The organism is Spongiibacter pelagi (assembly GCF_014705705.1).
GTDB classification, from domain to species: Bacteria; Pseudomonadota; Gammaproteobacteria; order Pseudomonadales; family Spongiibacteraceae; genus Spongiibacter; species Spongiibacter pelagi.
The window spans coordinates 187,092-200,008 of the sequence record NZ_JACXLD010000004.1 but is presented as its reverse complement, the minus strand read 5'-3'; the positions used below and the strand labels follow the sequence as shown (position 1 = coordinate 200,008).

Annotated in this window: 15 protein-coding genes and 3 tRNA genes; 8 read left to right on the top strand and 10 right to left on the bottom strand. The window is 52.2% G+C overall.

Annotated elements, in window-relative coordinates:
- Nucleotides 1–7: 7 nt before the first annotated feature.
- From IB286_RS08940 to IB286_RS08930, 3 genes are read right to left on the bottom strand one after another with little or no spacing between them, the layout of a single operon-like run.
- Nucleotides 8–994: a segregation and condensation protein A gene (locus IB286_RS08940; RefSeq protein WP_398284911.1), complete on the bottom strand. Its 987-nt coding sequence runs from the start codon at nucleotides 992–994 to the stop codon at nucleotides 8–10.
- 56 nt (nucleotides 995–1,050) lie between these two features.
- Entirely contained in the window at nucleotides 1,051–1,680 is a 630-nt protein-coding gene (locus tag IB286_RS08935; RefSeq protein WP_190764631.1) for an L-threonylcarbamoyladenylate synthase, read from the bottom strand.
- 55 nt (nucleotides 1,681–1,735) lie between these two features.
- Nucleotides 1,736–2,623, bottom strand: a complete 888-nt coding sequence (locus IB286_RS08930) for a PHP domain-containing protein (RefSeq protein ID WP_317889734.1) — start codon at nucleotides 2,621–2,623, stop codon at nucleotides 1,736–1,738.
- A gap of 106 nt (nucleotides 2,624–2,729) precedes the next feature.
- Between IB286_RS08930 and IB286_RS08925 the strand changes: the two genes are divergently transcribed.
- From IB286_RS08925 to IB286_RS08905, 5 genes are all read left to right on the top strand, one after another.
- A complete protein-coding gene (locus IB286_RS08925; protein ID WP_190764629.1) occupies nucleotides 2,730–3,467 on the top strand; it encodes a VC0807 family protein in 738 nt (245 codons plus the stop codon).
- Between the two features lie 2 nt (nucleotides 3,468–3,469).
- Nucleotides 3,470–3,769: a YciI family protein gene (locus IB286_RS08920; RefSeq protein ID WP_190764626.1), complete on the top strand. Its 300-nt coding sequence runs from the start codon at nucleotides 3,470–3,472 to the stop codon at nucleotides 3,767–3,769.
- Between the two features lie 183 nt (nucleotides 3,770–3,952).
- A complete protein-coding gene (locus IB286_RS08915) occupies nucleotides 3,953–4,648 on the top strand; it encodes a TIGR04211 family SH3 domain-containing protein (RefSeq protein ID WP_190764624.1) in 696 nt (231 codons plus the stop codon).
- A gap of 4 nt (nucleotides 4,649–4,652) precedes the next feature.
- The gene (locus IB286_RS08910) at nucleotides 4,653–5,261 is read left to right on the top strand and encodes a peptidylprolyl isomerase (RefSeq protein WP_190764621.1); all 609 of its coding nucleotides are present in this window, start codon (nucleotides 4,653–4,655) and stop codon (nucleotides 5,259–5,261) included.
- On the top strand, nucleotides 5,258–6,016 hold the full coding sequence (locus IB286_RS08905) for a pyridoxine 5'-phosphate synthase (RefSeq protein WP_190764619.1): 759 nt from the start codon (nucleotides 5,258–5,260) through the stop codon (nucleotides 6,014–6,016). The genes IB286_RS08910 and IB286_RS08905 overlap by 4 nt, the downstream gene beginning before the upstream one ends.
- A gap of 17 nt (nucleotides 6,017–6,033) precedes the next feature.
- Here IB286_RS08905 and IB286_RS08900 read toward each other — a convergent pair whose 3' ends face one another.
- The 4 genes from IB286_RS08900 to IB286_RS08885 all read right to left on the bottom strand — a co-directional run bounded on the left by IB286_RS08900 (nucleotide 6,034) and on the right by IB286_RS08885 (nucleotide 6,948).
- A complete protein-coding gene (locus tag IB286_RS08900) occupies nucleotides 6,034–6,522 on the bottom strand; it encodes a DUF411 domain-containing protein (RefSeq protein WP_190764617.1) in 489 nt (162 codons plus the stop codon).
- Between the two features lie 144 nt (nucleotides 6,523–6,666).
- Nucleotides 6,667–6,742 (bottom strand) — tRNA-His (locus IB286_RS08895).
- Between the two features lie 25 nt (nucleotides 6,743–6,767).
- Nucleotides 6,768–6,844, bottom strand: a tRNA-Arg gene (locus IB286_RS08890).
- 27 nt (nucleotides 6,845–6,871) lie between these two features.
- Nucleotides 6,872–6,948, bottom strand: a tRNA-Pro gene (locus IB286_RS08885).
- 180 nt (nucleotides 6,949–7,128) lie between these two features.
- On the opposite strand from IB286_RS08885, the gene folD reads away from it, so the two are divergent.
- Genes folD through IB286_RS08870 form a run of 3 tightly spaced genes read left to right on the top strand, consistent with a single transcriptional unit; the run spans nucleotide 7,129 to nucleotide 9,024 of the window.
- Nucleotides 7,129–7,974, top strand: coding sequence for a bifunctional methylenetetrahydrofolate dehydrogenase/methenyltetrahydrofolate cyclohydrolase FolD (gene folD / locus IB286_RS08880; protein ID WP_190764615.1), 846 nt, complete (start codon nucleotides 7,129–7,131; stop codon nucleotides 7,972–7,974).
- Nucleotides 7,975–7,993: 19 nt separating this feature from the next.
- The gene (locus tag IB286_RS08875; protein WP_190764613.1) at nucleotides 7,994–8,641 is read left to right on the top strand and encodes a lysophospholipid acyltransferase family protein; all 648 of its coding nucleotides are present in this window, start codon (nucleotides 7,994–7,996) and stop codon (nucleotides 8,639–8,641) included.
- Nucleotides 8,641–9,024 (top strand): VanZ family protein, encoded by a 384-nt coding sequence (locus IB286_RS08870; RefSeq protein WP_190764611.1) that lies wholly within the window; start codon nucleotides 8,641–8,643, stop codon nucleotides 9,022–9,024. The genes IB286_RS08875 and IB286_RS08870 overlap by 1 nt, the downstream gene beginning before the upstream one ends.
- A 9-nt stretch (nucleotides 9,025–9,033) precedes the next feature.
- On the opposite strand, the gene IB286_RS08865 is transcribed toward IB286_RS08870, so the two are convergent.
- From IB286_RS08865 to IB286_RS08855, 3 genes are read right to left on the bottom strand one after another with little or no spacing between them, the layout of a single operon-like run.
- Entirely contained in the window at nucleotides 9,034–9,753 is a 720-nt protein-coding gene (locus tag IB286_RS08865) for a hypothetical protein (RefSeq protein WP_190764609.1), read from the bottom strand.
- Nucleotides 9,754–9,803: 50 nt separating this feature from the next.
- Entirely contained in the window at nucleotides 9,804–11,186 is a 1,383-nt protein-coding gene (gene cysS / locus IB286_RS08860; RefSeq protein WP_190764606.1) for a cysteine--tRNA ligase, read from the bottom strand.
- 2 nt (nucleotides 11,187–11,188) lie between these two features.
- Nucleotides 11,189–12,871, bottom strand: coding sequence for a glutamine--tRNA ligase/YqeY domain fusion protein (locus IB286_RS08855; protein WP_190764604.1), 1,683 nt, complete (start codon nucleotides 12,869–12,871; stop codon nucleotides 11,189–11,191).
- Nucleotides 12,872–12,917 lie beyond the last annotated feature (46 nt).

Here is a 12,917-nt window from a genome sequence, read left to right as displayed (position 1 = left end):
CACCGGCTCAAGATTGGGACTCGTATTCAGTATTTGCAGGTGCTTCGTCGCCATCGACTGCTGGAATATCACTCATGGTGGCACCGGCGCGGGCTTTAACATGAATGGGGGCAAACGCCTCGGCCTGCACAATTTCCACCAGCGATTCTTTTATCAGCTCCATCACGGCCAAAAAGGTCACCACCACGCCAAGCCGCCCCTCTTCTACCCGAAACAGGGTAACGAAGGGCACAAAGCTGTCGCTGCGCAATTTAGCCAATACCTCAGACATACGCTCGCGGGTAGATAGTTTTTCGCGCTCCACTTGGTGGCTGGTATAAAGGTCTGCACGGCGCAGTACATCTCCCAACACCAATAACAGCTCGCGTAAATCTACATCGGGTTCGGCCCGCGCCTTGTCCATTACCGGCGGCGCCGCATCGGCGGTGTAATTCTCACGACCCATACGCGGCAGTTGATCGAGGTTCTCCGCCGCCTGCTTAAAGCGTTCGTATTCCTGTAAGCGCCGGATTAATTGCGCTCTGGGGTCTTCTTCGTCTTCCAGCTCTTCCGAGGATCGCGGCAATAACATGCGGGACTTAATTTCCGCCAACATCGCTGCCATCAACAAATATTCCGAGGCCAGCTCAAATTGCATGGCGCTCATCATATTGACGTACTGCATGTATTGCTCGGTGATCTGGGCAACGTTAATTTCCAGAATATCGAGATTCTGGCGTTTGATCAGATACAGCAATAAATCCAACGGCCCTTCAAACGCCTCGAGAAACACTTCCAGTGCTTCGGGCGGAATATAAAGATCCTTGGGCAATTCGGTCAGCGGTTTACCTTGCACGACCGCAAACGGCATTTCCCCCTGCTGGGGCTGTTGCCGAAGGGCTTGCAGGCTAACAATTTCAATCGGCTCAGGAGCCGGTGTCGCCGCCAAAAGAGACGTCGCCTCCACCGCTACCGGCGTAGGCTCGTCACTGGAAACTTGGGAGTCGTCGTGCACCACAGTACTCAGGATTTCAGACCAAAGGCGCGATTATACGGTGAAGCGAGCCCGCATCACAGCGCTGCGGTAATTTCACTGATGTCTCCGAGGCCCTGACGCAAAACAACCGGCACATCGTCGACCAAATCCACCACTGTAGTCGGCTCCATACCGCAGTAGCCGCCATCAATAACCAGATCAACCTGCTTAGCGAGGGTATCGCGAATATCGTAAGGATCGGTCATCGGCAGCGTATCGCCGGGAAGAATCAAGCTCACGCTCATAATCGGTTCTCCCAGTGCCGCCAATAAATCCTGACAAATGACATTATCGGGCACACGCAGGCCGATGCTGCGACGCTTGGGGTGGTGCAACCGCTTTGGCACTTCCGGGCTGGCTTTAAGAATAAAGGTAAACGGCCCCGGCAAATGGCTTTTCAGCAAACGAAAGGCGGTGTTATCAACACGAGCGTATTTGCCCAACTCGGAAAGATCACGACAAACCAGCGTGAAATTGTGCTTTTCATCCAAGCGCCGAATTTGACGGATACGCTCCAGCGCGTTTTTATCGCCCAAATGACAGCCCAAGGCATAACCCGAATCGGTCGGATACACAATCACCCCGCCGCTGTGAATAATTTCCACCGCCTGTTTGATCAGACGCTGCTGGGGATTTTCGGGATGAATCTGAAAAAATTGGCTCACACGCTCTACCGCTTCGTTGTTATGGAATGGTGTTTAACTTTAGGACAGTCTCAATTTATGACAGTCCGAGCGCGGTGGCCGCCGACCACCTTGCCCAAACCGGTTCACAACTACCGACAAGATTAGGCTCGCAACCCAGATCCAGCCAGTTATTGGGATTATGAAAATCACTGCCGACAGAGGCGCGCAGACCAAAATGGCGGCACAACTCCCGCAGATAGCTCACCTCTTGTTCCGCTTGGCGACCATTGCAAACCTCAATACCGGCACCGCCTGCGGCCACAAACTCCGTCAACATACGGCGCAACTTGGCATTGGTCATTTTGTAATGCATGGGGTGGGCAACCACGGCCTGACCACCGGATTCAGCAATCCAATGTACGACCTTGCCCAGCTCGGGCCACATGGCTTTTACATCGCCAATTTTGCCCGCCCCTAAATAGCGATCAAAGGCATCGTTCATTGAGCTAACGTGCTTGTTCTCAACTAAAAAGCGCGCAAAATCCGGGCGACCTACTGCTCTTCCCTTGGCCATTTCCAATACCGCCTCATGGGCACCGGGCATGCCTTTTTTGGCCAATCGGCGAGCAATTTCGCGCCCACGCTCTGTCCGGGCTTCCACCTGCTCGGCAACAGCGGCTTTTAAGGCGGGATGCTCTATATCTACACCCAAACCAAGAATATGGACATTGACCCCAGACCAATTACAGGAAAACTCTACACCGGGAATAATGTTTAAATCCGGATATTGCTCAGCAAACTCAAGTGCATCATAAGCACCCAAGGTGTCGTGGTCGGTAATCGACAATAGCCGCACACCGCGCTCATAGGCGCGAGCGACCAACTCGGCGGGGCTCAAGCTGCCATCTGAGGCGGTGGTATGACAGTGCAGATCAACCAGCAAAATAACTCCAAATACCGCAATTAGCAGAAACAGGCTCACAGTATATCGCGCTCTGTCTCTGCAAAGGGAAATTACCGTAGTGGTAACGGGGTAAAATCGTTATAGTGATGCCACTTTTGCACCGATCGCTGTTTTACGGAACCCCATGTCAACACAAGCTCCCCAGGGTGCGAACAATCGCACTGGCAAACAGGGCCATAGCCCCATCTTCAATCTGCTGTTCAATATTGTTATTCCCACCCTGATCTTGACCAAACTCAGCGCCGACGACCGGCTCGGCCCGCAGGGCAGCATCGTGCTGGCACTACTGTTCCCGATCTGTTTTGGACTGTGGGATTACATCAAAACCCGCAAAGCGAATTTCTTTTCTATCTTAGGTTTTATTAGCGTATTACTGACCGGCGGTATTAGCTTGCTGGAGTTGGACCCCAAATACATTGCGATAAAAGAAGCGGCCATTCCCGGACTGATTGGCTTGGCAACACTGATTTCGATCTACACACCCTTCCCGCTGATCCGCACTTTTCTGTTCAACGAAAATATCGTGGACGTCGCAAAAGTCGATGCCGCGCTAGACCAACATCAATGTCACCCGCAATTTGAGCGCGCGTTAAAAAACGCCACCCAAATGCTGGCTGGATCATTTTTTCTGTCCTCCGCGCTAAATTACGGACTGGCCAAATATCTGCTGGTTAGCCCGCCCGGCACACCGGAATACAGTGCCGAACTTGGGCGTATGACTGGTTTGAGTTTTCCAGTGATTGCACTGCCCTGCACACTGGTAATGATGGGCGTGCTCTATTATCTGATTCACCAAATCAAAAGTCTGACCCATCTTGAATTAGACGATATTTTTCACATTCATCACGACGAGAAAGCCTAATCATGCTCTACGCCATCATCAGCCAGGATATTGAAAACAGCCTAGAAAAGCGCCTTGCCGCCCGTCCTGCTCATATCGCCAGACTGGAGCAATTGCGCGACGAAGGCCGCTTGATTCTGGCAGGCCCACACCCAGCGATTGACAGCGACAACCCCGGCGAAGCCGGATTTACCGGCAGCTTGGTCGTTGCCGAATTCGACTCTCTGCACGCAGCTCAGCAATGGGCCGATGCCGACCCCTATATTGAAGGTGGCGTTTACCAACAGGTCACCGTGAAACCTTTCAAGAAAGTGCTACCCTAATCACTGCTAAGCACATCTGGAATTGCACAGAAAATTATTGTGCATTATTCTGAATTTTTAATAGCTTAGGTGGTCTTCTTAATCTCAAGATCACAAACACAATCCGGGCCGGCGCCTACATCCATAGCAGCCGGCCCATTCGTTATTGGAAAACCCACACATTTTTGGGTAATAGGTACCTCCGTGAACAGACTGACATCCTGGCGTTATTTTTATCTAGCTCTTTGCCTACCCCTATTTCCATTGGCCGGCAGCGCACAGGCACAAAGCAGTGAAACTCGCTTTATCACCGATCAAATCCATGTTCCCCTGCGCGTTGGCGCTGGCACCAAATACCGCATTGTTCATCGAGGTCTGCCCAGCGGCACCCAGCTTGAATTAATTGAAACCGATGAAGACAACGGATTTAGCCGGGTCAAAACCCGCAGCGGTTTAGAGGGCTGGCTTCCCAGCCAGTATCTCAGCAATCAACCCGGTGCCCGCAACCAACTTGAGGCTGCCACGGCCAAATTAGAACGCCTGCAAACCAGCAATCAACAACTGCGCGAAGAGCTGGGCGACACTAGCCAATCCAATTCCGAAAACAGCGCCCTTATCTCCAGCCTGAAAGAAGAAAACGCCCGCCTTTCCGAAGAGCTGGAAAAAATTAAACGCATCTCTGCCAACTCCTTGAAACTGGATTCGGATAACCGCCGCCTGTTGGAACAAAATCAAGAACTGACTAGCGAAGTCGACGTACTACAAACCGACAATGTTCGCCTGCGTGAAAACCAAGAAAACGAGTATTTCCTCAATGGCGCCTTCGCGGTCATTATCGGTGTGTTAATCACCCTGATCGTGCCACGGGTCATGCCCAAAAAACGTTCTGACTGGGCCTAATATTATGATGTTTCACCGCGCACTGAGCTTAGCGCTATTGCTTCTGTTTAGCGGCACTGCCCTTTCTGAAACCTCCTCCGCAGAAGCCGCCTCATCAGAAACAACCGCTCATCCGACCGTCACCCTGCATACCAGCAAGGGGGATATTCGCATTGAGCTGTACCCAGAGCGCGCGCCAGTAACAGTGGCAAACTTTCTAAATTATGCGCGCAGCGGCCACTACAACGGCACCATATTTCACCGAGTGATCAAACGCTTTGTGATCCAAGGTGGCGGCTTTGACAAAGACCTGTTCGAAAAGCCGACTGGCGACTCAATTATCAACGAAGCCAAGACCGCCAAAATGAATAATGAGCGCTGGACGGTTGCCATGGCCCGCACCGATGATCCAAATAGTGCCCGCGCCCAATTCTTTATCAATTTACGCATGAATCTCAGCCTAGACGCCCGTGCGGGCAATCCCGGCTATGCGGTTTTCGGCAAGGTGATCGAGGGACAAAATGTCGCCCGCGATATTTCTTTGAGCAAAACAGGTCAAATCGCCATGTTTGATGATGTACCGCTCGAGCCCATCACTATTAATAGCGTCAGTATCGACGAGCCCGCCAAGTGACTGCACTCAGCATTAATCTCAATAAAATCGCCCTGATTCGCAACTCCCGCGACACCGACTATCCCAGCGTCACCGATCACGCCGCGCGCTGTATCGCTGCCGGCGCCCACGGTATTACCGTGCATCCGCGCCCCGATCAACGCCATATTCGCGCCGATGACTGTTATGAGTTAGCGGCAATGCTGGAAGTGGAATTTAATATCGAGGGCAATCCTTTTGCCGCGCCGATGAAAAGCGATCGCAAAGGCGTTAGCGACTATCCCGGTTTTATGGAGATTGTTCGTCAAACCCGGCCGGCCCAGTGCACCCTAGTGCCAGACACTAATAGCCAGCTCACATCCGATCACGGCTTCGACCTGCGCCGGGATGGCGACAAACTGAAACCGGTATTGGATGAGTTAAGAAAATTAGGCGTGCGCAGCAGCCTGTTTATGGACCCCGATCCCGAGCAAATTCGCCTAGCTAAAGCCGTTGGTGCGGATCGCATTGAACTCTATACCGGCCCTTACGCCGAATGCTTTGGTGGTAGTGAGCAGGAAACCGAACTAGCGAAATATATTCTCGCCAGCGAAACGGCAGCAGAATGCGGGCTTGGCCTGAATGCCGGTCACGATTTAAACCTGCACAATCTCAAACACTTCAAAGACGCCGTCACCAATTTATTAGAAGTCTCTATCGGCCACGCCTTTACCGTGGACGCCATAGAATTAGGCTTGGACAAGGCCACCCGCGCCTATCTGGATTGCCTGCGCTAGAGCGCAAAACACCGCGCTCAGTATTGCTGAGCCGGCGTTTCAATATTGGCAAAGATTTCTGTTGTGCCGTCGGCTTTTAATAGCAAAACCTGATAAGGCGTAAAGCGCGCACCCATTTCCATGCCCGGACTTCCCATTGGCATTCCCGGCACCGTCAATCCCAGCGCATCTTTTGGCGGGTTATCCAAAAACTGTTGGATATACCGCGCCGGAACATGCCCCTCAAAAACAAAACCCGCCTCAGACACCCCCGTATGGCAGGACGCCAGTGACGATGAAATTTGGTATTTCTGCTTCACGCTCTGTAAATCCAGAGGATGCTCGATCGACGAACTAAAGCCATTCTGCTCAAGATGTTCAATCCACTTGCCGCAGCAACCACAGCTAGGGCTTTTATAAACGGTGAGCGCCGTGGCGGTTTCAGCAATGACCGAACTCACGGGCAAGGAAAGACCAAACCCAAACACAATGGGTGCAAACAAACTCAATCCACTTTTAATTTTCATATCCCCTACTCCACCAAGCCAAATCCAATGCTTATTCCAAACGAATGCATGCCAAAGTGTATACGCAACGGCAGAATATAAAGAACAAAAGAAAACCGCCAGCAATTGGCCGAATTTAGATTTTAATAGGGGAAGTTTAAATAATGGGGTGGCCGACGGGGCTCGAACCCGCGACAACAGGAATCACAATCCTGGACTCTACCAACTGAGCTACGGCCACCATTGCGGAGGGTTTCCTGTATAAATGGCACGCCCGACAGGATTCGAACCTGTGACCGACGGCTTAGAAGGCCGTTGCTCTATCCAGCTGAGCTACGGGCGCACTACCGCCAGAATAGGTAAACGAAGTTGGTCGGGGTAGAGAGATTCGAACTCCCGACATCCTGCTCCCAAAGCAGGCGCGCTACCAGACTGCGCTATACCCCGAATACGTTTACCTATTGCCCCGCTACAGGAGCTGCGCATGATACGCAGCAGCTCCTGCCTCGTCAATCGCTTTTGTAAAAATTCTTTCATTTGTTAGTGGTTTGCTTATTTTGGCCATGCGACAATAGCGCCCGCGAACTTATGACACTGAAAATACAGGCTTTTACGGGAGACAACACCATGGGCGCAACGATCCTTGACGGCAAAGCACTGGCGGCAAGCTGGGAAGAACAACTGCAAAAGCGCGTCGACGCCCTAAAGGAAAAGTCCGGTGGACAAACCCCAATTCTTGCCACCATTTTGGTGGGTGATGATCCCGCTTCTGCTACTTACGTAAAAATGAAAGGCAATGCCTGCCGTCGCGTTGGCATGGAATCCATGGCAGTTGAAATGCCCGGTGCCACCACGACCGAGCAGCTACTGGCCAAAATTGACGAGCTGAACAACAACCCCGATGTGCACGGCATCCTGTTGCAACATCCCGTGCCTGAGCAAATTGACGAACGTGCCTGCTTCGATGCCATCGCCCTTGCTAAAGATGTCGATGGTGTAACCTGCCTTGGTTTTGGTCGTATGGCGATGGGCGAAGAAGCCTACGGCTGTGCCACGCCAAAAGGCATTATGCGCCTGCTGGAACACTACCAAATCGACATCGAAGGTAAACACGCCGTGGTTGTAGGCCGCAGCGCGATTTTGGGCAAGCCCATGGCAATGATGCTGCTGGAAGCCAATGCGACGGTAACCATCTGCCATTCCCGCACCCAGAACTTACCTGCATTGATCAAACAAGCCGACATTCTGGTCGGCGCGGTTGGCAAACCCGAATTCATCAAAGCGGAATGGGTTAAAGATGGCGCTGTGGTTGTCGATGCCGGCTACCACCCCGGCGGCGTAGGTGATATTGAACTAGGCCCATTGAGTGATCGAGCTAGCGCCCTCACCCCGGTTCCCGGTGGCGTTGGCCCCATGACCATAAACACGCTGATTTTCCAGAGCGTCGAATCCGGCGAAAAAGCCCTAGCCTAAAACCCGCGCTTTTAAAACAATGGCAAAAAAAATTAAAAAAATTGGCCCGGCCCAAAAAGTTGCTCGCCAATTATTGAGCGGCATTTTGCGACTAATGTTCGCCAGTATGCGCACGCTGCGCTATCGGGATATACCCGAACTACAGCACCCCTGCGTCATGGCGATATTTCATGATGAACTACTGCCACTGGTGTATTACTACCAGCCGGGTAAAGCCGACAACTTTGCCAGCATCGCCTCGCAAAATCATTTTGGCTGGGCCATTGCCAATGTTATGGAGCGCTACGGTTACGAAGTCGCTCTCGGCTCACCCAGCAAGGGCGGTAAAGATGCTTTCTTTCAACTTCTGCGCGCCGCTCGCGCCGGAAAAGATATTGCCTTTACCGTGGATGGCTCACGCGGCCCGCGCCATGAAATGAAGCCCGGCGCCCTACTGCTGGCTCGCAAAACTGGCCTACCTATCTACCTGCTGCGCGCGGAATATAAAGGCTGGCGAATTGAGTCAACCTGGGACAAATTCAAGATACCGCTGCCGTTTTCAACCGTGCGTTTTAAAGCAGAATTGTTTCCGCTGAATGATCCCGAAGCAGAGATGGATACGCTGGTAGCTGATGCCGAACAGCGCTTAAACGCTCTCATTCCTGACGACTATAAGGCCAAGCAATAATGCGCGGTGCCCTGCAATCTTTCGCTTCATTGACTCTTTTTCAAAAGCTGACACTGATTGCTTTAGTGATTTACGCCGCCATTCTTGGCTACGCCACACTACTGCCTGCGCAAGAAGTTCCCACGGTGAATGTTTGGGACAAAGCCCTGCATTTTGCGGCGTATATGAATTTTATGTTGCTAACCCTGCCCCTAAGCACAACAAGAAGAGCTTTATGGCGCGGTTTTTGGTTGATTGTGGCCTTTGGTGCAGCCGGTGAATTGCTGCAAGAACTCAGTCCGGGACGACAAGCCTCTGCAATGGATTTAGTTGCCAATGCGCTGGGCGCCCTAACAGCCTATATCATAGGCCGCTGGGGCTTTCAGATAGGAAAAACCAGCTAAAAATCGCCGTTATTCGACTTTTTGATAGGCCAACATTGCCAAGGCAAGACTGGTCATAAAGCGGCGTTCATCAGCGTTAAGATCCGGCGCCAACCACACCGCGCCATTACCCATGAGTTGAACGGCCATTAATTGGCGGCCCTGCTTAAACACTTCAAAGCCGACCTGCTCGCCCAGCGCCCAATCAAAACCTTCGATCTCGCTAACGCCAAGAATTTCATAGGGTGCGGGCGCATTGCTATACACCGCTGGGCGCAAAACACCACGCATTTCTTTACCGTCATAGGACTGGATCAAATCCAACTGCCAGTTTTTGGTTTCGCCCCACTTCAGCAGTGAGCACTGCAGAAAATCGACCGCATCTAACACCATGCTGGTGTTTTTGCCAAAAACGCTGCTGACATCCACCTGAGACATATCGCCGCCACTGCTGCAGTCAACCCGCGCAGTGTTTTCCCCATTTTGCAGCACACTAAAGCGATAACCGGTGCGGCGCTTTTGGCTGCTTACGCCAAGCACTTCAACGGTAGTGGTCGAATTCCAATCGCGATCAATCTTGCTGGTTTCTACATCGGCAAAACGAATTTGCTGCTTGAGCATTAAACCCTGCCGCCCGGTGACGAGGTAATACTCCGCCACCTGCGCAAACGATGCATCAATCTGCATCATCGGCATTGAACACGCACCAAGCAGCCCTGCCAAAACCACAGTCAAAACCTTTGCTTTCATGTTTATGCTCTCAGAAAAGGCTGCGGCAGAAGACCGCAGCCGGATAGGATTTATTCCCGGCGCCAGCTAGTGCCTTCGCGGCTATCTTCCAACACCACACCCTGCGCTTTCAAAGATTCACGAATCTCATCCGCGCGGGCGAAATTGCGATCTTTTTTTGCCTGAACGCGTTCGGCAATCAAGGCCTCAACCTCCTCGGCACTAATCCCCTGCTCGCCCACACCTTGTTTAAACCACTGTTCGGGTGACTCTTGCAAAAAGCCCATCAGCTCACCGGCTTTAAGCAATAAACCTTTGAGGCGCGGTTTTTCTTCATCAGCAGCCTTGTTCAAGGCCTTGGCCAATTGGTGAAGTTCAGCAATGGCAATCGGCGTATTCAAATCATCCAGCAGAGCTTGATAAAAAGGCGCGTCGCTTAAATTCTGTGGCGCTTCTGCTACAACGCCATCAACCTCTTTTAATGAGGTATAGAGCGAATCAAGGCTTGCCTTGGCCTGCGCCAATAACTCGCGGGAGAAATCCAGCTCAGAACGATACTGCGCGGACAGCAGCGCAAAGCGCAGTACTTCGCCCTTATATTGCCCCAACAGGTCGCGGACCGTGCGGAAGTTGCCGAGGGATTTCGACATTTTCTCGCCATCGATATTCAGGTAGCCATTATGCATCCAGTACTGCACAAACTCGCCCTCGCCATGCTGGCTGCAACAACTTTGCGCACGCTCGTTTTCATGGTGAGGAAAAATCAAATCGCGGCCACCGCCGTGAATATCAATGCGATCGCCCAAATGGGCTTTGATCATCGCCGAGCATTCAAGGTGCCAACCGGGACGCCCATAACCCCAAGGGCTATCCCAACCCGGCTCATCTTCTGCAGAGGGTTTCCACAGCACAAAATCGCCGGCGTATTTTTTATAGGGCGCAACTTCCACTCGCGCGCCGTCGAGCATATCTTCCAGCGAGCGATTAGACAGCTTGCCGTAATCCGGCATGGACTGAACCGCAAACAACACATGACCTTCCGCCTCGTAGGCATGGCCACGTTCAATCAAGGTGGCAATCATCGACTGCATCGGCTCAAGATTTTCTGTCGCCTTTGGGGTCATGTCTGGGCTGAGGGTATTCAGCGACACCATATCTTCCAAATAGGCCTGCGTGAAACGCTCGGCCACATCGGCGATGGATTCATTATTATCCTTCGCCGCCTTCATGATCTTGTCGTCAATATCGGTGATATTGCGGGCATAGACCACTTCTGGATATAGGGTTTTCAATACCCGGTACAGCGTGTCAAACACCACCGCCGGCCGCGCATTGCCAATATGAATAAAGTTGTACACGGTGGGGCCACAAACATACATGGTGACCCGCTCGGGATTTAATGGCTGAAAAACCTCTTTGCGACGCAGGCGCGTGTTGTAAAGCGTTAAAGACATAGTTAAACCTTGTCTGACCAGCTATCGCGCAGGCCAATCGTCATATTAAATACCGGTGCGGACGCACTGTGATCGAAACGATCCGCCACAAAATAACCCTCGCGCTCGAACTGGAAACTCGCCTCGGGCGCCGCAGTCGCAAGCGACGGTTCAATCCAGCAGTTATCCAAAATCTTTAAAGCATCGGGATTAATATGCGTCAGAAAATCCTCTTCGCCTTTATCTGGCGAAGCATTTAAAAACAGGCGATCGTAAACCCGAATTGTGGCTTTAACACCGGCGCTAGCCGATACCCAGTGAATAACGCCGCGCGGTTTGATCCCTTCCGGTGGATCTTCACCTACGGTATTTTCTACCAACTCACAAAACACCGTCGTCGGCTCGCCCGCCGCGTTGTGCTCCACGCGGTTTGCTTTAATCACATAGGCACCACGCAGACGCACATAATCACCCAGCACCAAGCGCTTGAACTTCTTGCGCGACAGACTGCTGTCTTCATTAAAGTCGCTGGCATCAATATAGATTTCACGGGTAAATGGTAGCTCGCGCTCCCCCATATCTTCCTTGGGGTGATTAGCGGCTTTCAGATTTTCCTGCTTGCCTTCAGCGTAATTTTCAATCACCAGCTTGAGCGGATTCAGTACCGCCATTGCGCGCGGTGCGTGTTTATCCAAATCGTCTCGCACGGCGGATTCAAACTGAGCAATGCTAACCACACCGTCGGATTTTGCCACCGGCAGTGAACCGCAGAAATTGCGAATGGCGCGGGCGCTGAAACCCCGGCGGCGCATACCGTGAATGGTTGGCATACGCGGATCATCCCAGCCCGCCACATGATTTTCATCGACCAAACGTTTGAGTTTGCGCTTGCTGGTCACGGTGTAGTCCAGATTCAAACGACCAAACTCATATTGGCGCGGTTTAGCGGGCACTGACAAATTCTCAAGAAACCACTCATACAGCGGACGGTGATCGGCAAACTCCAGGGTACAAATAGAGTGCGTTACCCCTTCCAGCGCATCTTCCTGACCATGAGAAAAATCATAGCTCGGATAAATGCACCATTTGTCGCCAGTCTGGTGGTGAGACTGCTTGCGGATACGGTAAAGAATGGGATCGCGCAGATTCATATTCGGCGAGGCCATATCAATTTTGGCACGCAGCACTCGGCTGCCCTCGTCAAACTCGCCGTTTTTCATGCGCTCCAGCAGGTCGAGGTTTTCCTCAGCGCTGCGCTCACGAAACGGGCTCGGCTTGCCCGGCTGGGTCGCCCAACCGCGATATTCACTGGCCTGCTCCGGACTCAGATCACAGACATAGGCCAAACCTTTGCCGATAAGCTCCTGCGCCCAAGCGTAAAACTGATCGAAATAATCTGAGGCATAACGCACCTCGCCCGCCCACTGAAAACCCAGCCAGCGCACATCTTCCATAATCGCGTCGACGTATTCCTGATCTTCCTTGCCGGGATTGGTGTCGTCAAAACGCAGATTACACTGGCCACCAAAGGACTGAGCCAGACCGAAATTCAAACAAATAGATTTGGCGTGCCCAACATGCAGGTAGCCATTAGGTTCAGGAGGGAAACGGGTGACCACCTGCTCGGAGGTAAGTTTGCCCGCCGCAATATCGGCTTCAATCACATCGCGCACGAAATTGGTTACGTGGGATTCCGGTTTGCTCATGCAGTTTTCCAATCGACATTCTAAAGAGAAAAAACCGGACTTCGCG

What these genes read in the sequence shown, in the direction of transcription:
- IB286_RS08920 (WP_190764626.1), top strand. Translation starts at nt 3,470, where the DNA reads ATGCTCTACGCCATCATCAGCCAGGATATTGAAAACAGCCTAGAAAAG.
- IB286_RS08865 (WP_190764609.1), bottom strand. Translation starts at nt 9,753, where the DNA reads ATGAAAGCAAAGGTTTTGACTGTGGTTTTGGCAGGGCTGCTTGGTGCG.
- IB286_RS08875 (WP_190764613.1), top strand. Translation starts at nt 7,994, where the DNA reads ATGGCAAAAAAAATTAAAAAAATTGGCCCGGCCCAAAAAGTTGCTCGC.
- IB286_RS08910 (WP_190764621.1), top strand. Translation starts at nt 4,653, where the DNA reads ATGATGTTTCACCGCGCACTGAGCTTAGCGCTATTGCTTCTGTTTAGC.
- IB286_RS08855 (WP_190764604.1), bottom strand. Translation starts at nt 12,871, where the DNA reads ATGAGCAAACCGGAATCCCACGTAACCAATTTCGTGCGCGATGTGATT.
- IB286_RS08900 (WP_190764617.1), bottom strand. Translation starts at nt 6,522, where the DNA reads ATGAAAATTAAAAGTGGATTGAGTTTGTTTGCACCCATTGTGTTTGGG.
- IB286_RS08870 (WP_190764611.1), top strand. Translation starts at nt 8,641, where the DNA reads ATGCGCGGTGCCCTGCAATCTTTCGCTTCATTGACTCTTTTTCAAAAG.
- cysS (WP_190764606.1), bottom strand. Translation starts at nt 11,186, where the DNA reads ATGTCTTTAACGCTTTACAACACGCGCCTGCGTCGCAAAGAGGTTTTT.
- folD (WP_190764615.1), top strand. Translation starts at nt 7,129, where the DNA reads ATGGGCGCAACGATCCTTGACGGCAAAGCACTGGCGGCAAGCTGGGAA.
- IB286_RS08925 (WP_190764629.1), top strand. Translation starts at nt 2,730, where the DNA reads ATGTCAACACAAGCTCCCCAGGGTGCGAACAATCGCACTGGCAAACAG.